Origin of the sequence: Salinicoccus carnicancri Crm, assembly GCF_000330705.1 — a bacterium.
In the GTDB taxonomy this organism is placed as follows: domain Bacteria; phylum Bacillota; class Bacilli; order Staphylococcales; family Salinicoccaceae; genus Salinicoccus; species Salinicoccus carnicancri.
In genome coordinates, this window is sequence record NZ_ANAM01000006.1 from 422,011 (window position 1) to 446,495 (window position 24,485).

A 24,485-nucleotide genomic window follows, 5' to 3' on the forward strand; every position below is an offset into this window, starting at 1 on the left:
GTCACCGTGCTGTTTTCCGGTACAACGTGATAATACAGGAGTGATGGCTCAGGCCATAACTTGGGTGGTACCGCGGTCCAGATCGTCCCATTTTTGGGGGACGGTCTTTTTTTATTTCATAAATTTGGATATGGAGTGATACACATGAAAAAAAGAACAGGCAATGAATTAAGGGAGCTTTTCCTTGAATATTTTAAAAATATGGATCATATGGTCGAACCGAGTGCACCGCTCGTACCGATTGATGATGACTCCCTGCTGTGGATCAACTCGGGTGTTGCGACACTGAAAAAATATTTTGACGGCAGGGTGATACCGGAGAATCCGAAAATCGTGAATGCGCAAAAAGCGATCCGCACGAACGATATTGAGAACGTCGGTTTCACTGCCCGCCATCATACTTTCTTTGAAATGCTCGGCAACTTTTCGATCGGGGATTACTTCAAGAAGGAAGCGGTCGCATATGCATGGGATTTCCTGACGAATAAAGAATATATCGGATTCGATCCGGAACTGTTGTACGTGACGATCCATCCCGAGGATGAAGATGCGTACAGGATATGGAGCGAACATATCGGTCTTGAACCTTCCCGCATCATCCGCATAGAAGGCAACTTCTGGGACATCGGAGAAGGTCCGTGTGGGCCGAACAGTGAAATATTCTATGACCGGGGCCCGTCCTATGAACTGGATTCGCCGGCCGCGGAATTATATCCAGGAGGCGAGAACGAGAGATATCTTGAGATCTGGAATCTGGTGTTCAGTGAATTCAATCACAACAAGGACGGTTCATACACACCGCTTCCGAAAAAGAATATCGATACCGGCATGGGGCTTGAGAGGCTTGCCAGTGTCATCCAGGAGGCGCCGACAAACTTTGATACGGATTTGTTCACACCGATTCTTGCCTCCCTTGAGGAGATCAGCGGCAGCAGGTATGGCCGGGATGAAGTGGTGGATACTGCATTCAAAGTCATCAGTGATCATATAAGGACTGTCAGCTTTGCAGTGGCGGATGGGGCGCTTCCTTCAAACGAAGGGCGCGGTTACGTCCTTCGCCGTCTCATCAGGCGCGCTGTACGGTTCAGCAAGGACCTTAATATCAAACGTGCGTTCATGTACGAGCTTGTCGACACCGTGGCGGATGTCATGGGCGGATTCTACACCAACGTACGCGAGCGGCATGACTTCATCAAAGAAGTCATCAAGAAGGAAGAGGAACGCTTCCTTGTCACGCTCGATGAAGGCATCCGCATATATGAGGTTCTGCGTGATGAAGCCGAAAGGAACGATTCAATCATCAAAGGTGAAGATGCGTTCCGCCTCTATGACACATACGGCTTCCCTTATGAACTGACCAGGGAATATGCCGAGCAGGACGGGCTCAGTGTGGACGAGGAAGGTTTCATCGAGGAAATGAAGAAGCAGCGCGAACGCGCAAGGAGTGCGAGGAAATCGGGGGAATCCATGCAGGTACAGTCTGAAACGCTCGCCGGCATTACTGAACCGAGTGAGTTTACAGGCTATCAATCCAAAAAAGAGGAAGCTGTCCTCACCCATATCATCAAAGACGATAATGCGCTTGACTCGCTGGCGGAGACGGGTGAAGTTGAGCTTCTGTTCGACAGGACACCGTTCTATGCTGTAAGCGGTGGACAGGTGGCGGACAAAGGCACCATTGAGAACGGGGACTCAAGACTTGAAGTCACATCCGTCTACAAAGCACCGAACGGCCAGAATGTACATGTCGCAAAACTGCTCAGCGGCGTGATCAATACGGGCGAGACCTACACAATTGCTGTCAGCCGTGATGAGCGGAATTTCATCATCAAGAACCATACAGCGACACACCTGCTTCACCAGGCGCTCAAGGATACGCTCGGCGACCATGTTAATCAGGCAGGCTCCCTTGTGGAGAGTGAACGTCTGCGCTTTGACTTCTCCCACCTCGAAGGCCTGTCCGATTCAGAAATACAAACCATCGAGGAGATTGTGAACGAAAAGATATATGAAAACCTTGAAGTGCATATCTCTGAAATGCCGATTGAGGAGGCAAAGGAGAAGGGCGCAATGGCGCTTTTCGGCGAGAAATACGGCAATGTCGTGCGTGTTGTTGATATTGACGAATACTCCGTGGAACTCTGCGGCGGTATACATGTCGGTAACACTGCAGAAATCGGTCTGTTCAAGATTGTTTCAGAATCAGGCATCGGTGCAGGTGTGCGCCGGATTGAAGCGGCGACGAGCAGATATGCAGTGGATATCTATAAGGAAAAAGAGGAGCGCCTGAATGAAATTGCCGCCAAACTGAAAGTGAAGGAAAGCCAGGTTATGAAAAAGGTGGATTCAGTCCAGTCAGACATCCGTGAGCTGAAAGAGGAGAACAAGTCTCTCAAAGCCAGTAGGCAGAATGAGAAACTCGGTAATATCGATGCGCTGGCAGAAACGGTTGCAGGTGTCCGTGTAATCGCCGCTGAAGTCCCGGCGGGAAATGCAAAAGAACTAAGGGAAACGATGGATAATGTCAAGTCGAAAGTCCAGGATGCAGTCATCGCACTTGCATGCCAGAATGCGGGCAAGGTGTCACTTGTCGTAACTGTCCCGAAAGAGCTGACTGGAACAGTGAAGGCCGGGGACATCATGAAGGAGATGGCGGAAGCTGTCGGCGGAAAAGGCGGCGGCCGTCCGGATATGGCACAGGGCGGCGGAACAGATCCTTCCAATATAACAATTGCGTTACAATTGGCTAAAAACCACATTAAAAGTTCATTCTAGGCATTCAGAAATGCTATAATGGAATACAAATGCTAGTAGGATGGGAGTGCTGATTTTGAATCAATTTGACGAAACGATGAAGTTCAATGTTGAAGATACACAGGCACATGATGTCAAAGAAATACTCGCCAATGTCTATAACACCCTGGAGGAACGCGGCTATAATCCTATCAACCAGATTGTCGGCTATCTCCAGAGCGGCGATCCGGCCTATATTCCTCGCCATAACGAAGCGCGGAACCACATACGTCACGTGGACCGCGATGAGATTATGGAAGTTCTGGTCAGAACGTATATCGAGCGGGAGATAAATGACTAGGACGCTCGGCCTGGATGTTGGCACCAAAACGGTCGGGGTCGCCCTCAGTGATGCGCTGGGATGGACGGCCCAAGGTTTGACGACTCTGAAAATTGATTCTGAGAATGGTCATTTCGGCATTGACGAAGTGGTAAAAATAACAGAAGAGAATGATGTCTCCACAATTGTGGTCGGACTGCCAAAGCACATGAACAACTCTATAGGCGAGAGCGGTGAACGTTCCATCCATTATAGTAAATTGCTTGAAAACAGCATGCCAGATGTTAAAATACTATTATGGGATGAGCGTCTCAGCACCGCCGGTGCCGAGAGGACGCTGCTTGAAGCGGACGTCTCCCGCAAAAAAAGGAAAGCTGTGATCGACAAGATGGCCGCAGTGTTCATACTGCAGGGGTTTCTTGATAATCCGGCAAAAGGAGAATAACCAATGAGTCAGGAAGAAATGGATTTTAACCAGGAAGAAGAGCTTCTTACGTTGTACGACGAGGAAGGTAATGAAGTGCTGTACCGCAAAATGCTTGAATTCCATCATCCTGAATTTGAGAAAGACTATGTCATTCTCGCAGAAGAAGGCAACTTCTCAAATGATGATGAAGAGATTGAACTCATCCCGATGATAAATGTTGCCGATGAAGACGGCGAAGGCGGTAAATTCCTGCCGGTTGAAACAGATGATGAGTGGGATATGATCGAAGAAGTGGTCAATACCCAGATGGATGATCCGGAAGAGTAGGTCATCTGCAAAAGGTTACAGGATGGCTTCCAATTCTCATTGGAAGCTATTTTTGGGATAGGAGTTTTATATGAGTAGAAATGATGATATCAAATTTTCAAAGAATGTATCTTCCTACCTGTCATTGTTCGTCATCGGAATATTGGCAATTGGCCTGATCATTGCAGCAATCGTAGTTTACATGTACATAAAATCAGGTTCTGAGCCTCTCGATGCCAATTCGACCGAGACAAAACAGATCGTCATCGAACAGGGATCATCAGCCGGGATGATCGGTCAGCAGCTGGAAGATGAAGGTATCATAAGGAATGGCACGATGTTCGAATATTTCCTCAAGCTTAACAGCATCACCGATTATCATGCGGGGGAATATGAGCTGTCACCGAACATGGACTTCGAGCAGATTGCCAAAACATTGGAGTCCGGACGCATCTATCAGGAAGTACTGTATCGTCTGACAGTGCCGGAGGGCTATTCTGTCGAGGAGATTGCGGCCCAGGCTGAAGAGCAGCTGCCGGTTGCATCAGACCGGTTCATGGAGCTCATGGAGGATGAGGAATTCATCAAGTCCCTGATTGAGGACTATCCTGAAATGCTGTCTGATGAGATACTCGATGAAGATGTGAAGTACCCGCTTGAGGGTTACCTGTACCCGGCCACTTACGACATAACTGAGGAAGAACCGAAGATTGAAGACATCATCCGCAAGATGCTGGATGCGACACAGTCCAACAGCTACAGTGTCTATAACTCTGCGGACAGCTACAGCATCAATCTGGAAGGTGAAAACAAGGAGCTCACGTTCCATGAATTCCTGACATTTTCGTCGCTGGTGGAAAAAGAGGCGACTTCGCTTGCAGACCGTTCCAAAATTGCCAGCGTATTCCTGAACCGTATGTCTGAAAATCCGGCGATGCCGCTGCAGACCGACCCGACGGTTCTCTATGCGCTCGGCGAGCATCAGGAACGTACATTGTTCGAGGATCTCGAGGTCGAGGATCCTTATAACACATACATTCATACCGGCCTGCCGCCGGGTCCGATCGCGTCACCCGGGCTCGAGTCACTGCAGAGCGCAATGAATCCTTCGAATACTGATTACTATTATTTCCTTGCAGACAGTGAGGGCAACAATCACTTTGCCCGGACATTCGAAGAACATGTTGAGAACAGGGAAAAATATATAAATAATCAGGAGTAGATGATAAAAATCACCTTTTCAAGAGATATAAATTGTGCTACTATGAATTGTGATAAATATAGCAACTGATGACGAAAGTTATCAGTTGTATTTTTTATATGTGGTGAGGACATGGAAATATTTGAATATATTGAGAATATGAACAGCAGACCGGAACTGTTCCCTGACGTACTCGCCTATGCCAGGGAGCACAAAGTGCCGATCATGGATCCCGATGCCCTGCAGGTGATGAAGCATCATATGCACCTCACAGGTGCAGAGCGCATACTTGAAATTGGTACTGCAATCGGTTACAGTGCGCTGCATATGCTCTCTGTCAGTGATGCCGTGAAAGTCGTGACGATAGAGAAGGATGTGGACAGCCACAGAACGGCGAAAGATTTCTTCGGGTTATATGGAGTGGCCGGGAGAGTCGATCCGATACTTCGGGATGCCAAGGCAATCGATCCCGAAATGCTCAGAGGGCAGTTCGACATGCTGTTCATTGATGCGTCAAAGGGCAACAATGAATACTTCTTCGAAAATTTCAGTCCGTATGTAAAAGACGGGGGGCTCATCATAGTGGATAATATTCTGCTCAGGGGCCTTGTGGTCGAAGAGGAAATCCAGTCGAGGAACAGACGGCGCATGAAGGAGAAAGTCGATGCGTTCAATAAAAGGATTGCTGCATCGGGAATGTACTCATCATTCCTCCCGGTCGGGGACGGACTGCTTGTCATCAGTAAACAGGAAGAGGGAAAGAACGCATGAACAGACCGACGATTATTGGGATAGCCGGGGGGTCCGGATCGGGAAAGACCTCGGTTACCAGAAAAATAATGGAGGCACTCGATGGTCACAGCGTCGTTCTGATCGAGCAGGATTACTACTATAAAGATCAGAGTGAAAAGACTTTCGAGGAGCGTCTTGAGACCAACTATGACCATCCCTTCGCGTTCGACAACGACCTGCTCATTTCTCACGTCAGACAGCTTCTGGACCGGAAGGCCGTGGAAGTGCCGACATACAATTATGAAATCCATACGAGAAGTGACAGGACGATTCTGGTCGAGCCGAGAGATGTCATCATCATCGAGGGGATTTTCGCCCTCGAAAATGAAACACTCAGGAATCTGATGGACGTGAAACTATATGTCGATACTGATTCTGATATCAGGATCCTCCGCCGTATGCAGCGTGATATTGAAAAACGCGGCAGGACGATGGAGTCCGTCATCAACCAGTATTTGACGGTTGTCCGCCCGATGCATCTCCAGTTTATCGAGCCGACAAAGCGTTTCAGTGATGTCATCATCCCCGAAGGCGGGGAGAACAATGTCGCAATCGACCTGATAACAACCAAGATAAGAACATTGATAAATAATTAGAATCAGCTAAAATATAGAACTTTATGGAGGAATTACGATGGACTTGCAAAAAGAATTTCCGATGACACAGAGTGGTTATGAACAACTGCAGGAGGAGCTTGAGCAGCTTAAGACGGTCAAACGTCCTGAAGTGGTGGAAAAGATAAAAGTGGCAAGGAGTTTCGGCGATCTTTCCGAGAACTCCGAATACGACGCTGCCAAAGACGAGCAGGGGTTCGTCGAACAGGAAATCACGAAGATCGAGGACATGATCCGCCATGCCAAGATCATTGAAGAGAACAACAACAAAAACGAAGTGCAGCTCGGCAACACTGTGACATTCACTGAGCTTCCCGACGGAGACAAAGAGGAATACCAGATTGTGGGGAGCGCGGAAGCGAACCCGTTCGAAGGGAAAATTTCCAATGAGTCGCCAATCGCAAAGTCACTGCTTGGTGCAAAGCTCAAAGACGAGATCAATGTTCCGCTCCCGAACGGCAATGACATGAAAGTCAAGATTGTTTCCATTGACTGACAGTACGGTCATAGGAATCATCGGTGCGATGAAGCCTGAAGTTGATATCCTGAAGGAGTGGATGGATATCAGCGCCACAAACAGCATTGCGCATACGAAAGTATACCGGGGACAGCTTGCAGGCCGTGAAGTGGCTTTGGTAGAAAGTGGCATAGGCAAAGTGAATGCGAGCATGATCACCGCACTGCTCCTTGAGAAGTATGATGTGCGCATCGTCATCAATACGGGAGTTGCAGGCGCTCTGTCTGACCAACTGGATGTGACAGATATGGTGGTGAGTACCTCTGTACTTCACCATGATGTGGATGCAGTCGAATTCGGTTACGATCTCGGCCAGGTGCCGGGTATGCCGAAGCTCTATCTTGCGGACAAGGGGCTCTGCAAGCTTGCGCTTGAGGCAATCAGCAGCAATCCCGATATTAAAGGGCACGGGGGTCTCGTCGTGAGCGGGGATTCATTCATAAGCAGCAGGCGACAGAAGCAGGTAATCACCGGCAACTTCAGGCAGGCCCTTGCGGTGGACATGGAATCTGCAGCCATCGCACAGACATGCTACCAGTACTCGACCTCATTTGTCATCATCCGGTCGATTTCAGATAAAGCCGATGACAGCGCGGATATGACATATGATGAATTTTTGGCGAAAGCTTGTATTCATTCGTCTGAAGTTGTAAAATCATTATTGAAGGACTTGTAATTTGGAGGGATATCCATGCTTTTTCTCATGATCATTTCAATCGTCATTACAGTCGTTATCGGATACCTTGTATACAGGGATACTGAAACAGAGGATAATGAAATCGTTGAATAATCCATAAAGCGCCTTAATATATTAAGGCGCTTTTAATTTTGTGTTAAAATATAGGAAAACTCATCAGAGGTGCAATATAGTGAAGCTCTTGGAAAAATATTTCCTGCCCAGTGATTATGTGAAGCATTTTTACTCCATTACGCCTGAATATCTGAAGGCACGTGGCATCAGTGCAGTGATTACCGACCTTGACAATACGCTTGTCGGATTTGATGAAGCGCATGCCAATGACGTGGTCATCAATTGGTTCAAGACGCTGAATGTCCATGATATCAAAGTGACGATCGTATCCAATGGCAACAGGACCCGGGTGAGCGGGTTCTGCGATCCACATGACATCGATTATATATTCAGTGCAGGCAAGCCGCTTGGCAAATCATTCAGAAAAGCCGTCCGCATGATGGACGTTGACCCGTCATCCACTGTGATGATCGGCGATCAGCTCATGACTGATATTTTCGGTGCAAACAGGGCAGGGCTCGAAAGCATACTCGTCCTGCCGGTCAAAAAGAAAGACGGCTGGGCGACACTGCTCAACCGCAGGATCGAGAGGCGGATCATGAAGTACTTCGACCAAAAAGGTCTGATCAATTGGGGGGAATGAAATTTGGAACAGCTTAAATGTATCGGGTGCGGCGCTGTGCTGCAGTCGGAGGACGAAACGAAACCGGGCTTCATACCGGCAAGTGGCATTGGCCGCGAAGATGCAATATGTAAAAGGTGCTACCGCCTGAAGCACTACAATGAAGTGATGGACCTGGATGTGGATTCCGGAGAATTCTTGGCGATGCTCAATGCACTTTACGAGACGGACGGACTGATTGTGAAAGTGCTCGATGTCTTTGACTTCAATGGCAGCATCATTCCGTCGTTCAACAGGATTGTCGGAGATAAGAAAGTACTTGCAGTCATCAATAAGATCGATCTTCTGCCGAAGTCGGTCAACAGGAACAGGGTTGTACACAGGGCCAAGCACATGCTCAGCGAGGCCGGCATCAAAGCGGTCGACACCGTTGTCATCAGCGCGAAAAAGAACGAGGGCATAGATATGCTGGTCAAGAAGATGCAAGGCCTCGCACACGACCAGGATGTCTATGTGGTCGGTACGACAAACGTCGGGAAATCGACACTGATCAACAAACTGATCGAAAATACCACCGGTGACAAAGAGGTCATCACTACGAGCAAATTCCCGGGCACTACACTCGATCTCATCGATATCCCGCTCGGCGGGGATTCCTACATCTTCGACACACCGGGCGTGGTCGTGGACTCCCAGATGGCCCATTATGTTCATAAGGATTCTCTGAAGCACATTACGCCGGCCAAAGAGATAAAATCCATGGGATTCCAGCTCAATCCGGGACAGACTCTGTTCATTTCGAACCTTGCCCGCATCGACTTCACTGAAGGCGGTCGCAGCAGTTTCAATATATATGCTTCAGACAAGGTGAAAATCCACAGGACCAAGCTTGAAAATGCGGATGAATTCTATGACAGGCATTATAATGGCCTGCTTGCTCCGCCGGAAATAGACCGGCCGTACCTCTCCGAAGAGTTTGCGGCGTTCGAATTCACGACAGATTCTGACAGTGACATATCAATCAGCGGGCTGGCTTTCATCTCCACAGGCCCCGGAGTCACAGTGCGCGTAAGAGTGCCAAAAGGTGTGGATGTCGTTTTAAGACCGACTATATTTAAAGGTGGGGTATGATGGGTAGATATGCAGTAATAGGCCATCCGATTGGCCACACGCTGTCCCCGCTCATCCATCAGGCAAATTTTGAAGCAAAAGGGACATCGGATGAGTATAAGGCTCTGGACATCTCCCCGGACCAGCTTAAGTTCATCCGGGAGATCGCGGAAGAAGAATTGCTCGATGGATTCAACGTGACAATCCCCCATAAAGAGAGCATAATGGAGTTTTTGGATGACGTGGACGACGGTGCGAAGCTGATTGGTGCCGTCAATACCGTCTCTGTAGTGAAAGGTGTCTTCAAGGGCTATAATACGGATATATCCGGATACATGAATGCATTCACAGGGCGCTTCGGGGAAAAGAAGCGCCGCGTGCTGATCATCGGTGCCGGCGGCGCTGCAAAGGCTGTCCAGAAGGCGCACAGTGATCATGGCGATGACGTGACTGTGGCGGCCAGACACCGGGAGAGCTTCAGCCGGTTCAACACAGAGGACTTCAGCAGACTGCTCATAAGTGATATACAAGCAGACGCTCAGTATGACGCAATCATCAATGCGACACCAGTCGGCATGAAGCATGAAGATGTATTTTCGGTAATGGGCATTCCGCGTTCCATCGTCAAAGATGGGACAATCGGCATGGACTTGATATATCAGCCGGAAACGACGCCGTTTCTGACCCACTTTAACGAAGAAAAGGCGATGAACGGTCTGCCGATGCTGGTTTCACAGGCAATGGATGCCTATACCATCTGGACCGGAAAAGCGGGCGATTACGCCGCGGCAAATAAAAAATGCAAGGAATATTTTGGAGGTAAATCATGAATAATTTAACTTCACGCCAAGTGAAGCAGCTCAAATCCAAGGCACATCATCTGAGTCCGATTTTTCAGGTTGGAAAAAACGGGATTAATGAAAACTTTACGGAACAGATCAGTGATGTTCTGGAGAAAAGGGAGCTTATAAAAATATCGGTGCTGCAGAACTGTCTTGAAGACAAGGATGATATCGCGAAACAGATCAGTTATGCCACAGAGAGTCACATAGTGACGATCATCGGCAATACGATCATCCTCTACAAACAGTCGGAAAAAGCCGGGAAAATCAAACTGTCATGAAAACAGCCGTTTTTGGCGGGACTTTTGATCCGATCCATATCGGGCATATCCATGCAGTCGTGGAAGCGAAGATTGTTCTGGATCTGGACAGGATCATTTTCGTACCGGCACGGCAGTCCCCGCTCAAGACAGCATCCCCTGCAGGAGATGCACACCGTCTGGAAATGCTGCACCGGGCTACAGACGCTTATGATTTCATGGAGATCGATACCTTTGAGCTGAAACAGGAAGGGGTCAGCTACACCTATGACACGGCTTCGTACCTTTCGGAAAAATACCCGGAGGACGAACTTTATTTCCTCATGGGTGTGGATCAGTACCTTGATTTTGATAAATGGCATAATAATGATGAATTACTCAGACTGATGACGTTTGCTGTGATGGCCCGGGCTTATGAGGGCGTGACGGTGAAAGACCCTTTCATCCGGGTTCTGCAGCCGGTCGTGGAAGTTTCTTCGACGACCATACGAAAACGCATTGCTGAAGGCGGGATAGTGCGTCATCAGCTTAATGACACTGTCCATGACTATATAAAGGAGCAGAGATTGTATGAAGCGTAAGGAAGCAGTCAGGCTTGTGAAAGATAAGCTGCCGGAAAAGAGGTATAAACATTCGAGGCGTGTGGCTGAAACTGCCGAAGAGATGGCGAAGATCTTCGATGGCGATGCGGATAAATGCTATCTGGCGGGTATGCTCCACGACTATTCAAAATACGACGAGCTCAGCGACATGTACCAGTATGTGACCGAATATGAACTGGATCCGAACCTTCTGGGCTTCAAATCGGAAGTGCTGCACGGACCGGTTGCTGCGGTCAGGATGAGAGAGGAATTCGGTGTCGATGATGATGAGGTGTTCCAGGCTATTACGAACCATACTTCGGGCAGAGCCCAGATGATGCTGAACGAGAAGATCATTTTCGTCGCAGACTATATAGAACCTAAAAGGAGTCAGCCGGGTGTCGATTATATCCGTGATATCGTTTTTGAAAAACAGGACCTGGATTTCGCAGTATATGAAATTACCAAAGCGAACATACTGCACCTGGTGTCAAAAGACCGGCCGGTCTATATGAGGGCCGTAGACTGTCTGAACTACTACAATATGGTGAAGGAGTGAAACGATGCAGAGTGAAGAACTTTTGCAGTTGATGATCGAAGCATGTGATGATAAGCGTGCAGAAGATATAATGAAATTCAACGTGACGGAAACAAGCAGTGTGACCGACTATTATATCATCTGTCACGGGACTTCCGACAGGCAGGTACAGGCGATTGCCGACGAAATCAAGGAAGTTGCAAAGGATTATGGCATAGAACCTGTGGTCGAAGGCTACAGGGAGGCGAAATGGATACTGTGTGATGTTGACAATGTCGTCATCCATGTATTTCACAAACCTGAACGGGACTACTACAATCTTGAACGCCTGTTCCAGAATGGTGAGCATGTTGAAGTCTGATTCAACCTACAGGCAGTTCAGCAGGTACTATGATGAACTGACATATGATATGCCATATGCACTCTGGCTCGACATCATCCATCAATTCAGGGATGGGCGCCGCTCGTTGCTCGATATCGGCTGTGGGACCGGAAACCTTACCGGGAAGTTTGAGTATGAAGACATTTCCGCATTCGATCAGGCCGGGGCCATGATTTCACAAGCCAGGGAGAAGGGGCCGGAAGATATCGGATATTTTACAGATGACATGAGGTATTTTGAACTGGACAGGACATTTGATGTCATCTGTGCCACAGTCGACGTACTGAATTACTGCCGGGACCCTGAGGAAGTGATGAAGGTTTTTACCCAGGTGAAAAAGCATCTGTCTGATGACGGTGTCTTCATCTTTGATATACACAGCGCATACAAGATGGAGAATGAACTGAATGGTGTCACGTACAGTGATGAAACGGAACATATCACCTATATATGGCATGCAATACCTGGTGAGTCTCCCTTATCCGTCATTCATGACATGACTTTCTTTGTTCGTGATGAAGAGAGTGACAGTATGTACAGGCGCTTCAGTGAGGTGCATAGCCAGCGGACATACCGGCATAAGGATATGATCAGAATGATTGATGATGCCGGTCTTAAACTGGATTTTGCATTCAGTGATTTTGATATGTATAATCCAGTGACTGAAGTCTGTGACCGGGTATTCTATGTTGTCAAAAAAACTTTGTAGCCGTCAGGTTACAAAGTTTTTTTGAGTTATTTTATTTATTTGACGAAATAAATAATCAAAACAGGCCTTTTTATCCATATATATATAAAGAGCTTTTTAAGGAGGAGTATTATGGATATCAAGGTTTTCTGGAAGCGTTACAATCTCTATATTGCGGGCGGTCTTTTTCTCATCACTGCTGCTGCCCTGGCTTTTCTGATTTTTTTCGGCGATGACGGAGCTGAGGCAGTCGAACCGTTCCCAGTCCAGGAGGTCACTGAAGAAAGTGAAGAGGCACCGGTTGAGACTCTGGATGCCAGCATCTTTGTTGAAGTGAAGGGTGCGGTGGAGTATCCCGGCGTTTTTGAAATGCCGAAGGATGCCAGGGTGAAGAATGTGCTGGAAATGGCTCAGCCTGATGCCGCTGCCGATCTTTTGACTGTCAACCAGTCTATGAAACTGGCAGACGAGATGGTAATCTATGTGCCGAAGAAAGGCGAGGCCGGGGAATTCGACCCGGCTGCCGGCTTCGGATCCCAGGCAGATGCCGGAGATGATACAGTCAATATAAATACCGCAGGTGTTCCGGAGCTTACGAGTCTGAACGGGATCGGGGAGAAGAAGGCACAGCTTATCATCGATTACCGGGAGGAGAGCGGATTGTTCATGACGCCCGAGGATCTGATGAATGTACAGGGAATCGGAGAAAAAACTTTTGAAAGTCTCAAACCATATATTACAATAGATTAAAAGAGAGAAGCGGGGGATAATTTTGAGAATCGACTGGCATGATTATTTTTTGGCACAAAGTCACCTGCTCAGCCTCAGGTCAACATGTGAAAGGCTGAGGGTGGGTGCAACCATTGTTAAGGAAAACCGTGTCATAGCAGGTGGATATAATGGTTCGGTATCAGGCGAAGATCACTGCATTGATGTGGGATGTCTCCTCGAGGATGGACACTGCATACGCACCATCCATGCCGAGATCAACGCACTGCTGCAGTGTTCGAAGTTCGGTGTATCAACTGAAGGGGCGAGTGTCTACGTCACGCATTTTCCATGTATACACTGCACAAAATCACTCATACAGGCAGGCATCAGCAACATATATTATGCCAGGGACTACAAGAATCATGATTATGCCTTGTATCTCCTGGATAAGACGGGAGTCCATTACGAACGCATCGATTTCGATAATGAGCGCGTTGCCCATTATTTTGAGAGTATCGTATGATTGCCTTTCTGATCCTCCTGTCCATAATCAACGGCTACATCAGTCTCGGATCCCCACCTGTGGGGGTCTTTTTTATATTGATCTCAATTACAATCGCCTGGCGCAAGTTCCATTCTGTAAAAATAGTATCTGCATTTCTTCTGCTCACAGCCTTCACCATGATGGCTGTCTTTTTATTGCCGGACAATGTTGAGGAGGACCATGTGGCACATGTGACCGTAACAGGGTACAAGTATCACAGGGATGGTATCGCCCATGTTGTTACAAACGGGGAGAAAACTTATGACATGTTCCTGGATGATCCAGCGAGGCTTTCGGTCGGTTACACATGCAGCGATACTTTCCGGGTCACTGTGCCCGGGGAGGAGCGTAATTTCATAAAGAGGGACGAACGCCTTACCATGAAAATGAACGGGTTGGATGGACGCATCTATCATGATAGCATCGACCAGGATGATTGTGTCCCGGCAGAGAAGACATTCGGTATGCACCTGTCCGCTATGAGAGATAAGTATATAAACAGAATTCTCTCAAGGTCGGAGTATGACTATGCCTTCGATATTCTTACGTTGTCCATCGGCAATAAATCCTACATCACCCCGGATTTTTTCGATGCTCTGCAGAAACTCGGCATATATCATCTGTATGTCATTTCAGGAACCCATGTCGCTTTTGTCAGCGGTATATTGTTCTTTGTGCTCAAGCGCATGCGGTTCACGATAAATATGATAAAGGTAATCATGATCATCTGTCTGCTGCTGTTCCTCATGCTGAATTTCTTCAGCCCGAGTGTACTCAGGGCGGTATTGATGGCCATCATGCTGATCACCACCTCGTTCTTCAGGGCCAAGCCCTACCTGACAGTGATTTCGGTCACTGCAATCATCCAGGTACTGTACAACCCACTGGTGATGTATCATGCCGGGTTCCAGCTGTCCTATATCACTACCTGTCTCATCATACTAAGCCGGCCGTACTGGCAGGCGAAAGCACCATCCGTCCAGCTGATGGCGGTAACAGCCATTGCTGAAGTTTCAACCCTTACAGTGGTACTCCAGCAGTTCAATGAAGTAAGTGTCAGCGGCCTGGTCATGAATTTCATCTTCGTCCCCCTGTTCTCTTTCCTTATCTTTCCGATGGTGATCATCTACAACTTCATGGCATTCACTGTCTTTCCGGCATTTGCCGATGAAATTTATCATTTTGTGTTTACAGGGTTGAAGGAGTTCATCCTCTTTCTGTCAAATCTTTTCAAACACCGTTTTTCTGTTCAGAGTCCCAATGCTGTAGGGCTCATAATGCTCATTTTTCTGTCATATATGATCATGAGGGAAATATGTCTTGGCAATTTCAAAAGAATATGCGTGTATACCGCACTATTCATTTTCATCATCATTATACTGGACAGGGTCTCTTGGTATGACTATACCATCACGATGGTGGATGTAGGTCAGGGTGATGCGTTTATCGTGGAGGACCACAGGAATAATAAGACGGTTCTGATAGATACTGGCGGCAAGTTCTATCCGGAGGAGAACAGATTCCCGCTGTCCGAGAAAACAGTGCTTCCCTATCTGAAGGAGTCCGGAATCGACCGGCTGGATATGATGGTTCTGTCACACATGGACCTGGATCATACAGGGGAGGCTCTGCACATTCTGCAGAATAGACAGGTTGACCATATCTATGTAAATCCTGGAGATCCGGCATTCCAGGAGTGGTATCATACAGAGGGGATCGGCGATTATGAGGGGGATTTTGTCAATGCCATGGAGATAAAAGAGGTGAATATTGGTGGAATCAGGATGAAAAAGTTGTTTCCTGAGGAGAATCCCGGCGGTGATGACTCAAATCAGCATTCAATTGTGATGATGGTGAATACCGGGGGATTCAATTTCCTGTTCACCGGTGATGCCGATTCACAGATGGAGGAGAACATGATTGAAATGTATGGTCATCTTGAGATGGATGTATTAAAATTGGCACACCATGGTTCAAACACCTCGACAGGAGAACGATTTATCCAGAATACCGATTTCAGTTATGCGGTCATATCTGCCGGAGCAGATAACAGGTACGGCCACCCGCATCCTGAAGTGATCGGGCGACTCAAGCATGCACGGATTTTTGATACTTCAGAACACGGCATGGTCCGCTTCAACATCCGCGGGAATGAAATGTGTGTCGAAACAAAGCTTGCACCGGAGCTTGATCACTGCATAAAAAAAGAGCTGCATTAGCAGCTCGCAGATTACTACATGTCTGCAACGATCTGGAAGATCTGTGCGATGACGTAGATTACAGTCAGTCCTGCAAAACCTACAACAAATGCCAGGCCGGAATCAATTACATCATTGTTTTTGGATTGTACATGTTTTTCGAATTTATTCATGGAATTACCTCCTAAACATATCAATTACAGTATAGGATAAATCGCTTAAAAAAGCTATAATAGAATGAGAATAATATGGGAGTGACTCAATTTTGGAACGACTGCAGCTGATATATGGTTCAAATACCATGCGCATAACAGAGACTGCCAGGGAACTCGCCGGTTCATTCCTCGAAGAACCCGATGAATTCAGCCTTGTCACTCTGAACTACAAAGAAACCACGGTAGAGGCAATCATAGAAGAAGCACAGACACTGCCGTTCTTGTCCGACAGGAAGACGGTCGTCGTGAACGATGCCTTCTCATTTACCGGAGCGAGAGTAAAGTCGGAAGTGAACCATGACATCGACCGCCTCGTCGATTACCTGACGAATAAGAATGACGATACACTGCTCATATTCAAAGTCTTCAGTGAACAGCTGGATAACCGTAAGAAAATCACCAAGATAATGAAGCAGAAGGGGAATGTTACGGAAGTGGCCGAGATGAATGAGCAGGAAATCCGCCAGTATCTTTCCCGGATGCTCCGGGACAATGATGTGTCGATGGACAAGCGGGCGATGGATGCATTCATCAGCCGTACAGGCATCAGCTACGAAACAGTGACCAATGAAATGCATAAACTGATTTTGTATACGGAGGGGACGGTAACTGCCGGGGACGTGGAAGCAGTCGTCAGTGTCAGCCTGGAGCAGAACATTTTCAGGCTGACCGACCTCATCCTGTCTCAAAAGAAGGCACAGGCAATCGGACTGCTGCGGGAACTGATACTGCAGAAGGAGGAGCCGATGCAGCTGCTTCATCTGATCATCGGGCAGTTCAGGCTTTTATACCAGGTCAAGCTTCTGCTCTCACAGGGCTATCAGGCGGATAATATCGCACGCTCACTGAAAGTCCATCCATATAGAGTGAAACTCGCCAGCCGTGATGTGGGCAGGTACAGCCAGGCCGTGCTCGAAGGGAAGATGGTGATGTGCCGGGACATTGACTATAAATTCAAATCAAGCTATCTTGACAGGGAGACACTTTTCGAGCTGTTCGTGCTCGAAATATGAAATGAACCGGTGCAGGGCACCGGTTCATTTCTGTTCAAAAAAACCTTCCGCAGGGAAGGTTTTATTTTGACATGAGTTTTGATTTCATACGTGCAGCTTTGTTCGTATGAACAAGATTTTTCTTTGCTGCTTTATCAACATTTTTAACTGCTTCAGATACAAGTGCATCAACGTTTTCTGCATTGTTTTCTTTAGCGGTCATCGCACGCTTGACTGCAGTACGCATTTCATTTTTCTGGGCACTGTTCTGGGCATTTACCGCTTCGCTTGTTTTAACTCGTTTGATTGCTGATTTAATGTTAGGCATAGCATTCACCTCCATCCCGGACTTGTACAACTTTAATTGCAACAAAAGTTATTTTACCAAAGGTGTTCATCTTATGCAATATAAATGGGAAAATGAATTGAAGAAAAATTTGATTGTTGATATAATACAACCATTGTCAATAAGAGAAAGTTGGAAGATATATGAATGATCAAGAGCGTATTGAACGACAGGAAAAGATAAGGAATTTTTCAATCATTGCGCATATCGATCACGGTAAATCCACGTTGGCCGACCGTATTTTGGAAAATACCCAGTCAGTCGCCTCCAGAGAGATGAAGTCACAGCTTTTGGACTCGATGGATTTAGAGCGTGAGCGCGGTATCACAATTAAACTGAATGCCGTTCAGTTGAAATATACAGCCAAGGACGGCGAAGATTATATTTTTCATCTGATAGATACTCCGGGACACGTAGATTTTACATACGAGGTTTCCAGGTCCCTTGCTGCATGCGAGGGGGCGGTACTTGTAGTCGATGCTGCACAGGGGATCGAAGCCCAGACGCTTGCCAACGTCTATCTTGCTCTCGACAACGACCTCGAACTCATCCCGGTAATCAATAAAATAGACCTTCCGGCTGCCGATCCGGAGCGCATTGCGCAGGAAGTGGAGGATGTTGTTGGGCTGCCCAAAGAAGATGCAATCAAAGCATCTGCAAAAGCCAACATTGGCATAGAGGAGATACTTGAGAGTGTCGTGGAAACAGTGCCTGCTCCTGCAGGAGACCCTTCCGCACCATTGAAAGCGCTGATATTCGATTCCATATTCGATCCGTACAGGGGTGTCATCTCCTCGATCAGGATCATGGAAGGTACGGTGAGGGCCGGGGATAAGATCAGAATGATGGCGACGGGCAAGGAATTTGAAGTGGCCGAAGTCGGCATCAATACACCGAAACCGATGGCGGTGGAAGAATTGACGGTCGGCGATGTAGGTTTCCTCACTGCAGCCATCAAGACGGTCGGCGATTCACGTGTGGGGGATACGATAACACTTGCCGCCAACCCTGCTGCGACACCGCTCAAGGGGTATAAGAAGATGAATCCGATGGTATTCTGCGGCATGTTTCCGATCGATTCCAACAAATACAATGACCTCCGCGAGGCGCTGGAAAAACTTGAACTGAATGATTCGTCACTGGAGTATGAACCTGAAACCTCCCAGGCACTGGGCTTTGGTTTCCGGACAGGATTTCTCGGGCTGCTCCACATGGAGATAGTTCAGGAGCGCATAGAAAGGGAATTCGGCATCGAACTTATCGCCACCGCACCGTCGGTGATCTATGATGTCCATATGACTGACGGTTCGAAAGAGGTAGTGGACAACCCTTCACAGATGCCGGATCCGCAAAAAGTGGACCGCATCGAAGAGCCTTATGTGAAGGCGACGATCATGGTCCCGAGTGATTATGTCGGCTCGGTCATGGAGCTGTGCCAGAGGAAACGCGGCAACTTTGTCACTATGGATTATCTGGATGACATCCGCGTCAACATCATATATGAAATCCCGCTTTCTGAAATCGTATTTGATTTCTTCGATCAGCTGAAATCGAATACGAAAGGGTATGCATCCTTCGACTATGAACTGATCGGCTACAAGGAAAGCAGGCTCGTCAAGATGGATATCCTGCTGAATAATGAAAAGGTGGATGCACTGAGTTTCATCGTGCACCGCGACTTTGCCTATGAACGTGGCAAGCTCATCGTGGAAAAACTCAAGACACTGATTCCGCGCCAGCAGTTCGAAGTACCCGTACAGGCTGCCATCGGACAGAAAATCATCGCTCGTACCAACATCAAATCCATGGGCAAGAACGTCCTTTCCAAATGTTACGGAGGGGACATAAGCCGTAAACGCAAACTGCTTGAGAAACAAAAAGAAGGTAAGAAAAAAATGAAATCAGTCGGGAATGTGGAGATACCACAGGAAGCATTCCTCGCTGTTCTTAAAATGGATGAAGAGTAACAGCCACTGTATCAGTGGCTTTTCCTTTTGATTAGGAGTGAATTTGATGGTAGACAGCATGTATATCCATATCCCATTCTGCAACCGTATCTGCACCTACTGTGATTTCAACAAAGTGCTGATCGACAACCAGCCTGTGGATGCATATGTGGATGCATTGATCAAAGAGATGAGACAGATTGAGCCGATGACGCTGCGTACAATTTTTGTTGGCGGCGGCACTCCGACCGCTTTGAGCGAAGCACAGCTTGAAAAGCTGCTCCTTGAAATAGACAGCAGATTCACAGTGACGGAAGAGTTCAGTTTCGAGGCGAACCCGGATGAACTTACGATGGCAAAGCTCGATCTGCTTCATAACCACGGGGTGAACCGGATCAGTCTCGGTGTTCAGACATTCAATGATGAATTGCTGAAAGTTCTCGGGCGCTCGCACGGCTATGATGATATATTCCGGGCGATCAGCCACCTGGAGGAGATCGGGCTGACCAACTATTCGATAGACCTGATGTACAACCTCCCCGGCGAAACGATGGATGATATCAAAGACAGTCTGAAATATATTTCAGAACTTAAGCCGAAGCACATCTCATGGTATTCACTGATCATCGAACCGCATACTGTCTTTTACAACCGGATCCAAAAAGGGCAGATGAAAGTGGATGATGACGAAGCCGAAGGTGAAAAATATATGTATATCATGGGTGAGCTTGCCAAACTGGGCTACCCTCAGTACGAAATATCGAACTTCTCTGAGAAAGAATACGAATCTGCACATAATAAGACTTATTGGAAGAATGATGAATACTTTGGTCTCGGAGCGGGTAGTCACGGATATGTCGGCGGAAAACGGTATTACAATACAAAGCCGGTGAACCACTACATTCGGGCTATAGAGGAAAACGGTTCGGCGGTCAAGGAAACGGTTGAACTGACACTTAATGAGCAGATGGAGGAAGAAATGTTCCTCGGCCTGCGAATGAACAGGGGTGTCGATATGCGCCGCTTTGAGGAAAAGTACGGCAGGAGCCTGGATTCTGTGTACGGTGATGTAATCGATGATGAAAAAGGAAAAGGGAACCTCATGGAAAAGGATGGTTTCATCAGTCTGACGAAAGCGGGAAGGCTTGTCGGCAACAGTGTTTTCATCGGTTTTTTAAACTAAACCAACAAATAGGACCTTTAGGATTGACATACTTTGACCAATTTGATAAATTAATATTGGCACTTGAGGAGATGGAGTGCTAATGAGGTGATGTCAATGTTAACAGACAGACAGAAAATCATCCTCTATTCAATTGTGGATGATTTTTTGAATGTTTTGACGCCGATTAGCTCTAAACACCTGATTGACAAGTATAACCTTGATATCTCATCAGCGACCGTAAGAAACGACATGGCCAGGCTGGAAGCGGAAGGTTTTTTGACAAAACCTCATGCTTCCGCCGGGCGGATTCCCTCGAGGAAGGCGCTGAGGCATTATATCGGAATGCTGACAGATCAGCTGAGCGGAGAGACCGAATCCGGTCTGAAGCGTAAATCAGTTCTTGCTGATGGGATGGAGCACAACGAAATGAGTCAGGCGCTTGCCGACTTTTTCAGCGGGATGACGAGCTATCTGACGCAGGTTTCAATGACTGAAGAGGATGAGCTGGTGAAGGGAATCTACCTGACACCCATAGCGACATCTACATTACTTGTCATCATCGTCCTGGAGTCAGGGGCCATCAAGAAGATACCGGTCGGAATGAGTGAGGATATCACCATCCCGGATCTTGAAAAGTTGGGCAATGAGTTGAATTTTGCTGTTGTTGATCAGCCGCTCAGTAAGATGGCGGTCAGGATGATTGACAGAACTTCGGCAGATTCCCTCAATATTCTTAAGGCGGATATCATTGATGGCATTACGGACGGAATCAACGGACAGAAGCTTATCAGCGGCCGCTCAGGTTTCAATCACCTGATCCATCAGATCAACGAGGACACGAGCACCCTGCAGCTTCTGTATAATGATATGGAATCGGATCAGTTGAATGAACTCATCGATCTAAATACAATTGACGGTGTTGATGTATTCTTCGGGGATGAACTTAACAGGAACTATGATTCCATATCGGTAATTACCACGAACTTTGACATTTTTGGTCGAAGGGCAAATCTGATGGTTATCGGTCCCGAGATAATGAGTTACAAAGAAGTCATCAGACTGTTGTACTCGTTCAGGAACCAGGAACGTGAAAGGGAGTGACTGCAATGGCAGAAAAGGAAAAGAATGAAGAAGTAATCCAGGATGAAAACCTGACTTCTGATGAAGCGCAGCCTGATACTGCAGCTGACGCAGAAGAGACAGTAGGAGCATCGGCCGGGGAAGTGCCGGAGACGGATCCCAAAGATGCTGAAATAGAGTCGCTCAAAGAACAGGTGGAAGCAGAAGAAAACAAGTATCTGAAGATGCTTGCGGAATTCGAGAACTACAAGCGCCGTACAAAGCAGGAGGCCGAGCTGAACAACAAGTATAAAGACCAGGATATTGCAGAAAACCTCCTGCCGATACTCGACAATCTTGAGAGAGCGCTCAACATCGAAGGCGAAACGGAAGCCTTCAAATCACTTTCCAAAGGTGTGGAGATGGTCTACAATGATCTGGTCAACACACTCATGAGCCACGACATAAATGAAATCAAGGCAACGGGCGAAGTATTCGATCCGAACTACCATCAGGCTGTGATGACGGAGTCGTCCGGGGACGAACCGGGCATCATCATTGAGGAGTTCCAGAAAGGGTATACTCTGAAAGATCGTGTCATCCGTGCAAGCATGGTCAAAGTCAGTGAATAATTAAATTCATAATAATCATTTGAACTAGTAATTAGGAGGAATTTTTTCATGAGTAAAGTAATAGGAATTGACCTCGGTACTACAAACTCTGTTGTATCTGTTCTGGAAGGCGGCGAAGCCAAAGTCATCCAGAACCCGGAAGGCAACCGTACAACACCTTCTGTAGTATCCTTTAAAAATGGTGAAAAACAAGTGGGTGAAGTAGCCAAACGCCAGGCGATCACAAACCCGAATACCATCATGTCCGTCAAGAGGCATATGGGTACAGACTACAAGGAGAAAGTGGAGGGTAAAGAATATACACCGCAGGAAATTTCTGCAATGATCCTTCAGAACCTGAAAGAAACTGCAGAGAGCTACCTGGGTGAAAAAGTTTCCCAGGCAGTCGTCACTGTCCCTGCATATTTCAATGACTCCGAAAGACAGGCTACTAAGGACGCCGGACGCATTGCAGGCCTTGAAGTTGAACGTATCATCAACGAGCCGACAGCAGCTGCGCTTGCATATGGCCTTGACAATAAGGAGTCAGAAGAAAAAGTCCTGGTGTTCGACCTTGGCGGCGGTACTTTCGATGTCTCCATCCTTGAACTGGGTGATGGCGTATTCGAAGTGCTCTCCACTGCGGGCGACAACAGACTCGGCGGGGATGACTTTGATGACATCATCATCGACTTCCTTGTTGAAACATTCCAAAAAGAGAATGGCATCGATCTTTCCAAAGATAAAATGGCGATGCAGCGTCTGAAAGATGCAGCTGAAAAAGCTAAGAAAGATCTTTCAGGTGTATCTTCAACGCAGATTTCACTGCCGTTCATTTCTGCAGGTGAAGCAGGACCGCTGCACCTTGAAACTTCACTTACACGCGCGAAATTCGAGGAGCTTACTCACAAGCTTGTAGAACGTACGATGGGCCCTACACGCCAGGCGATCAAAGATGCCGGCATAGATAGAAATGAAATTGATGAAGTGATTCTTGTCGGCGGTTCTACACGTATTCCGTCTGTACAGGACGCAATCAAAAAAGAAGTGGGCAAGGACCCTAACAAGAGTGTCAACCCGGATGAAGTTGTGGCAATGGGTGCTGCAATCCAGGCCGGTGTTCTTTCCGGAGATGTTCAGGACGTAGTCCTTCTTGATGTGACTCCGCTGTCACTCGGCATTGAAACTATGGGCGGTGTTTCCACAGTGCTCATCGAAAGGAATACAACAATTCCGACAAGCAAGTCACAGGTATTCTCGACAGCATCTGACAATCAGCCCGCAGTTGATATCCATGTACTACAGGGTGAACGTCCAATGGCACAGGATAACAAAACTCTCGGACGATTCCAGCTTACGGATATTCCGCCTGCACCAAGAGGCGTCCCTCAGATCGAAGTGACATTCGACATCGACAAAAACGGTATTGTGAACGTTGCTGCAAAAGATCAGGGCACAGGCAAAGAGCAGAAGATTACCATCGAATCCAGCTCCAACCTTTCAGATGAGGATATCGACAGGATGGTCAAAGAAGCCGAAGAGAATGCTGAAGCGGATAAATCACGCCGTGAGGAAGTTGATCTGCGCAACGAAGCTGAACAGCTCACGTTTACTACAGATAAGACAATCGAAGACCTTGGCGATAAAGTGGAGGCTGAAGAAAAAGAAAAAGCCGAAGCTGCGAAAGAAGAGCTCAACAAAGCACTTGAAGGATCTGACCTCGAAGAGATCAAATCCAAAAAGGATGCATTACAGGAAATCGTACAGGGCATGTCCATGAAACTTTATGAACAGATGGCCCAGGAACAGCAGGCTGAAGGTGCTGAAGGCCAGGAGGCCGACGGGCAGTCTGACGACGATGTTGTCGATGCTGATTTCAAAGAAGTGGACGAAGACGATAAGAAATAATATATGATATTGAATGATGAATGAAGAAAGTCAAAGCCAACAGCATTGGCTTTGACTTTTTTAAATGATATAGTAAATAAGCTGGA

Annotated in this window: 28 protein-coding genes; 26 read left to right on the top strand and 2 right to left on the bottom strand. The window is 47.3% G+C overall.

Annotated elements, in window-relative coordinates:
* Nucleotides 1-144: 144 nt before the first annotated feature.
* From alaS to C792_RS0107190, 20 genes are all read left to right on the top strand, one after another.
* A complete protein-coding gene (alaS, locus tag C792_RS0107090) occupies nucleotides 145-2,775 on the top strand; it encodes an alanine--tRNA ligase (RefSeq protein ID WP_017548769.1) in 2,631 nt (876 codons plus the stop codon).
* Nucleotides 2,776-2,830: 55 nt separating this feature from the next.
* On the top strand, nucleotides 2,831-3,094 hold the full coding sequence (locus tag C792_RS0107095) for an IreB family regulatory phosphoprotein (RefSeq protein WP_017548770.1): 264 nt from the start codon (nucleotides 2,831-2,833) through the stop codon (nucleotides 3,092-3,094).
* On the top strand, nucleotides 3,087-3,518 hold the full coding sequence (gene ruvX / locus C792_RS0107100) for a Holliday junction resolvase RuvX (RefSeq protein ID WP_017548771.1): 432 nt from the start codon (nucleotides 3,087-3,089) through the stop codon (nucleotides 3,516-3,518). Before C792_RS0107095 ends, ruvX begins: the two co-directional genes overlap by 8 nt.
* Nucleotides 3,519-3,521: 3 nt before the next feature.
* A complete protein-coding gene (locus C792_RS0107105) occupies nucleotides 3,522-3,827 on the top strand; it encodes a DUF1292 domain-containing protein (protein WP_017548772.1) in 306 nt (101 codons plus the stop codon).
* A gap of 70 nt (nucleotides 3,828-3,897) precedes the next feature.
* Nucleotides 3,898-5,028: an endolytic transglycosylase MltG gene (gene mltG, locus C792_RS0107110; RefSeq protein WP_017548773.1), complete on the top strand. Its 1,131-nt coding sequence runs from the start codon at nucleotides 3,898-3,900 to the stop codon at nucleotides 5,026-5,028.
* Nucleotides 5,029-5,139: 111 nt separating this feature from the next.
* The gene (locus C792_RS0107115) at nucleotides 5,140-5,778 is read left to right on the top strand and encodes an O-methyltransferase (RefSeq protein ID WP_017548774.1); all 639 of its coding nucleotides are present in this window, start codon (nucleotides 5,140-5,142) and stop codon (nucleotides 5,776-5,778) included.
* Nucleotides 5,775-6,395 carry a uridine kinase gene (gene udk, locus C792_RS0107120; protein ID WP_017548775.1) on the top strand — a complete coding sequence of 207 codons (621 nt, stop codon included), beginning with the start codon at nucleotides 5,775-5,777 and terminating at the stop codon, nucleotides 6,393-6,395. The genes C792_RS0107115 and udk overlap by 4 nt, the downstream gene beginning before the upstream one ends.
* A 37-nt stretch (nucleotides 6,396-6,432) precedes the next feature.
* Complete coding sequence (gene greA, locus C792_RS0107125) at nucleotides 6,433-6,909, top strand: transcription elongation factor GreA (RefSeq protein WP_017548776.1); 477 nt, start codon at nucleotides 6,433-6,435, stop codon at nucleotides 6,907-6,909.
* Nucleotides 6,902-7,606, top strand: a complete 705-nt coding sequence (locus tag C792_RS0107130) for a 5'-methylthioadenosine/adenosylhomocysteine nucleosidase (protein ID WP_017548777.1) — start codon at nucleotides 6,902-6,904, stop codon at nucleotides 7,604-7,606. The genes greA and C792_RS0107130 overlap by 8 nt, the downstream gene beginning before the upstream one ends.
* 193 nt (nucleotides 7,607-7,799) lie before the next feature.
* Nucleotides 7,800-8,324 carry a YqeG family HAD IIIA-type phosphatase gene (locus tag C792_RS0107140; protein ID WP_017548779.1) on the top strand — a complete coding sequence of 175 codons (525 nt, stop codon included), beginning with the start codon at nucleotides 7,800-7,802 and terminating at the stop codon, nucleotides 8,322-8,324.
* Between the two features lie 3 nt (nucleotides 8,325-8,327).
* Nucleotides 8,328-9,434, top strand: coding sequence for a ribosome biogenesis GTPase YqeH (gene yqeH, locus C792_RS0107145; protein WP_017548780.1), 1,107 nt, complete (start codon nucleotides 8,328-8,330; stop codon nucleotides 9,432-9,434).
* Nucleotides 9,434-10,243: a shikimate dehydrogenase gene (gene aroE / locus C792_RS0107150; RefSeq protein ID WP_017548781.1), complete on the top strand. Its 810-nt coding sequence runs from the start codon at nucleotides 9,434-9,436 to the stop codon at nucleotides 10,241-10,243. Before yqeH ends, aroE begins: the two co-directional genes overlap by 1 nt.
* Nucleotides 10,240-10,536, top strand: coding sequence for a ribosome assembly RNA-binding protein YhbY (gene yhbY, locus C792_RS0107155; protein WP_017548782.1), 297 nt, complete (start codon nucleotides 10,240-10,242; stop codon nucleotides 10,534-10,536). The genes aroE and yhbY overlap by 4 nt, the downstream gene beginning before the upstream one ends.
* Nucleotides 10,533-11,096: a nicotinate (nicotinamide) nucleotide adenylyltransferase gene (nadD, locus tag C792_RS0107160; protein WP_017548783.1), complete on the top strand. Its 564-nt coding sequence runs from the start codon at nucleotides 10,533-10,535 to the stop codon at nucleotides 11,094-11,096. Before yhbY ends, nadD begins: the two co-directional genes overlap by 4 nt.
* Entirely contained in the window at nucleotides 11,086-11,655 is a 570-nt protein-coding gene (gene yqeK / locus C792_RS0107165) for a bis(5'-nucleosyl)-tetraphosphatase (symmetrical) YqeK (RefSeq protein ID WP_017548784.1), read from the top strand. Before nadD ends, yqeK begins: the two co-directional genes overlap by 11 nt.
* Nucleotides 11,656-11,659: 4 nt before the next feature.
* Nucleotides 11,660-11,995: a ribosome silencing factor gene (rsfS, locus tag C792_RS0107170; RefSeq protein WP_017548785.1), complete on the top strand. Its 336-nt coding sequence runs from the start codon at nucleotides 11,660-11,662 to the stop codon at nucleotides 11,993-11,995.
* The gene (locus tag C792_RS0107175; RefSeq protein ID WP_040608722.1) at nucleotides 11,982-12,725 is read left to right on the top strand and encodes a class I SAM-dependent DNA methyltransferase; all 744 of its coding nucleotides are present in this window, start codon (nucleotides 11,982-11,984) and stop codon (nucleotides 12,723-12,725) included. Before rsfS ends, C792_RS0107175 begins: the two co-directional genes overlap by 14 nt.
* Before the next feature lie 111 nt (nucleotides 12,726-12,836).
* Entirely contained in the window at nucleotides 12,837-13,454 is a 618-nt protein-coding gene (locus C792_RS0107180) for a helix-hairpin-helix domain-containing protein (RefSeq protein WP_017548787.1), read from the top strand.
* A 19-nt stretch (nucleotides 13,455-13,473) separates the two neighbouring features.
* Nucleotides 13,474-13,938, top strand: a complete 465-nt coding sequence (locus C792_RS0107185) for a ComE operon protein 2 (RefSeq protein WP_026090276.1) — start codon at nucleotides 13,474-13,476, stop codon at nucleotides 13,936-13,938.
* 77 nt (nucleotides 13,939-14,015) lie between these two features.
* Nucleotides 14,016-16,178 (top strand): DNA internalization-related competence protein ComEC/Rec2, encoded by a 2,163-nt coding sequence (locus C792_RS0107190; protein WP_245537522.1) that lies wholly within the window; start codon nucleotides 14,016-14,018, stop codon nucleotides 16,176-16,178.
* A 14-nt stretch (nucleotides 16,179-16,192) separates the two neighbouring features.
* Here the strand turns inward: C792_RS0107190 and C792_RS14760 are convergent, their stop codons facing one another.
* On the bottom strand, nucleotides 16,193-16,330 hold the full coding sequence (locus C792_RS14760; protein ID WP_017548790.1) for a YqzM family protein: 138 nt from the start codon (nucleotides 16,328-16,330) through the stop codon (nucleotides 16,193-16,195).
* A gap of 92 nt (nucleotides 16,331-16,422) precedes the next feature.
* Here C792_RS14760 and holA point away from each other — a divergent pair, with 92 nt between their 5' ends.
* On the top strand, nucleotides 16,423-17,385 hold the full coding sequence (gene holA, locus C792_RS0107200) for a DNA polymerase III subunit delta (protein WP_017548791.1): 963 nt from the start codon (nucleotides 16,423-16,425) through the stop codon (nucleotides 17,383-17,385).
* A 61-nt stretch (nucleotides 17,386-17,446) separates the two neighbouring features.
* On the opposite strand, the gene rpsT is transcribed toward holA, so the two are convergent.
* Entirely contained in the window at nucleotides 17,447-17,692 is a 246-nt protein-coding gene (rpsT, locus tag C792_RS0107205) for a 30S ribosomal protein S20 (protein WP_017548792.1), read from the bottom strand.
* Between the two features lie 161 nt (nucleotides 17,693-17,853).
* On the opposite strand from rpsT, the gene lepA reads away from it, so the two are divergent.
* From lepA to dnaK, 5 genes are all read left to right on the top strand, one after another.
* Entirely contained in the window at nucleotides 17,854-19,677 is a 1,824-nt protein-coding gene (lepA, locus tag C792_RS0107215; RefSeq protein WP_017548794.1) for a translation elongation factor 4, read from the top strand.
* A gap of 43 nt (nucleotides 19,678-19,720) precedes the next feature.
* Entirely contained in the window at nucleotides 19,721-20,839 is a 1,119-nt protein-coding gene (gene hemW / locus C792_RS0107220) for a radical SAM family heme chaperone HemW (RefSeq protein ID WP_026090277.1), read from the top strand.
* A gap of 96 nt (nucleotides 20,840-20,935) precedes the next feature.
* A complete protein-coding gene (hrcA, locus tag C792_RS0107225) occupies nucleotides 20,936-21,922 on the top strand; it encodes a heat-inducible transcriptional repressor HrcA (protein WP_017548796.1) in 987 nt (328 codons plus the stop codon).
* 5 nt (nucleotides 21,923-21,927) lie between these two features.
* Entirely contained in the window at nucleotides 21,928-22,512 is a 585-nt protein-coding gene (gene grpE / locus C792_RS0107230) for a nucleotide exchange factor GrpE (protein WP_017548797.1), read from the top strand.
* Nucleotides 22,513-22,560: 48 nt separating this feature from the next.
* Entirely contained in the window at nucleotides 22,561-24,399 is a 1,839-nt protein-coding gene (gene dnaK, locus C792_RS0107235) for a molecular chaperone DnaK (RefSeq protein WP_017548798.1), read from the top strand.
* Nucleotides 24,400-24,485 lie beyond the last annotated feature (86 nt).

Excerpts from the sequence above, each read along its gene's own strand:
- alaS (WP_017548769.1), top strand. The coding sequence starts at position 145 with ATGAAAAAAAGAACAGGCAATGAATTAAGGGAGCTTTTCCTTGAATAT.
- ruvX (WP_017548771.1), top strand. The coding sequence starts at position 3,087 with ATGACTAGGACGCTCGGCCTGGATGTTGGCACCAAAACGGTCGGGGTC.
- C792_RS0107105 (WP_017548772.1), top strand. The coding sequence starts at position 3,522 with ATGAGTCAGGAAGAAATGGATTTTAACCAGGAAGAAGAGCTTCTTACG.
- mltG (WP_017548773.1), top strand. The coding sequence starts at position 3,898 with ATGAGTAGAAATGATGATATCAAATTTTCAAAGAATGTATCTTCCTAC.
- C792_RS0107115 (WP_017548774.1), top strand. The coding sequence starts at position 5,140 with ATGGAAATATTTGAATATATTGAGAATATGAACAGCAGACCGGAACTG.
- udk (WP_017548775.1), top strand. The coding sequence starts at position 5,775 with ATGAACAGACCGACGATTATTGGGATAGCCGGGGGGTCCGGATCGGGA.
- greA (WP_017548776.1), top strand. The coding sequence starts at position 6,433 with ATGGACTTGCAAAAAGAATTTCCGATGACACAGAGTGGTTATGAACAA.
- aroE (WP_017548781.1), top strand. The coding sequence starts at position 9,434 with ATGGGTAGATATGCAGTAATAGGCCATCCGATTGGCCACACGCTGTCC.
- yhbY (WP_017548782.1), top strand. The coding sequence starts at position 10,240 with ATGAATAATTTAACTTCACGCCAAGTGAAGCAGCTCAAATCCAAGGCA.
- nadD (WP_017548783.1), top strand. The coding sequence starts at position 10,533 with ATGAAAACAGCCGTTTTTGGCGGGACTTTTGATCCGATCCATATCGGG.
- yqeK (WP_017548784.1), top strand. The coding sequence starts at position 11,086 with ATGAAGCGTAAGGAAGCAGTCAGGCTTGTGAAAGATAAGCTGCCGGAA.
- rsfS (WP_017548785.1), top strand. The coding sequence starts at position 11,660 with ATGCAGAGTGAAGAACTTTTGCAGTTGATGATCGAAGCATGTGATGAT.
- C792_RS0107175 (WP_040608722.1), top strand. The coding sequence starts at position 11,982 with ATGTTGAAGTCTGATTCAACCTACAGGCAGTTCAGCAGGTACTATGAT.
- C792_RS0107180 (WP_017548787.1), top strand. The coding sequence starts at position 12,837 with ATGGATATCAAGGTTTTCTGGAAGCGTTACAATCTCTATATTGCGGGC.
- C792_RS14760 (WP_017548790.1), bottom strand. The coding sequence starts at position 16,330 with ATGAATAAATTCGAAAAACATGTACAATCCAAAAACAATGATGTAATT.
- rpsT (WP_017548792.1), bottom strand. The coding sequence starts at position 17,692 with ATGCCTAACATTAAATCAGCAATCAAACGAGTTAAAACAAGCGAAGCG.
- lepA (WP_017548794.1), top strand. The coding sequence starts at position 17,854 with ATGAATGATCAAGAGCGTATTGAACGACAGGAAAAGATAAGGAATTTT.
- hrcA (WP_017548796.1), top strand. The coding sequence starts at position 20,936 with ATGTTAACAGACAGACAGAAAATCATCCTCTATTCAATTGTGGATGAT.
- grpE (WP_017548797.1), top strand. The coding sequence starts at position 21,928 with ATGGCAGAAAAGGAAAAGAATGAAGAAGTAATCCAGGATGAAAACCTG.
- dnaK (WP_017548798.1), top strand. The coding sequence starts at position 22,561 with ATGAGTAAAGTAATAGGAATTGACCTCGGTACTACAAACTCTGTTGTA.